At 34.3% G+C, this 443-nt stretch carries 1 pseudogene; it reads left to right on the top strand.

The features are described 5' to 3' along the window. Positions 1–345 (top strand): annotated as a pseudogene (locus H5158_RS22835) (hypothetical protein); the annotation flags it as partial. Positions 346–443 lie beyond the last annotated feature (98 nt).

The raw sequence follows: 443 nt of genomic DNA, 5'->3' as shown, positions 1-443 counted from the left end.
GCTGATAGTTACGATCAAGCCTGTAATTTATGGACGTTATTAAATGAATATATGGATAAAAATAAACCTATCCCTTACGCAATGTTACCTTCAGTTCAATACTATCTAGATAAAGGGTGCAGCACAGTTTGGAAAGGTGATAAAATTGGCCCCTATATGGAAAATTACCCCCTCGATCCCGACATAAAAAATAACTATAAATATGTCTTTCATACGGATATTGATGGCGAAAAAGAATACCCGAGGGATGAGGTTAATTATGTTATTGCGCCCTTTAGTGATGACCCAGTATTATTAGAGAAAAACATAAAACGTGCATACGAGCTCAATATTTTACTTTTGTGATTAAAGTTATTTAAAAATAGATTTACAGGCCAAACGCTCTTTAACAATCAGAAAAGGAATTCAAACCTAGGTGGTGTATGCTGCCTAGGTTTATTAAA

Origin of the sequence: Pseudoalteromonas sp. SR45-6, assembly GCF_014163545.1 — a bacterium.
Taxonomy (GTDB): domain Bacteria; phylum Pseudomonadota; class Gammaproteobacteria; order Enterobacterales; family Alteromonadaceae; genus Pseudoalteromonas; species Pseudoalteromonas rhizosphaerae.
The sequence above is the reverse complement of the archived record's forward strand: the minus strand, read 5'-3'. Positions and strand labels throughout refer to the sequence as shown.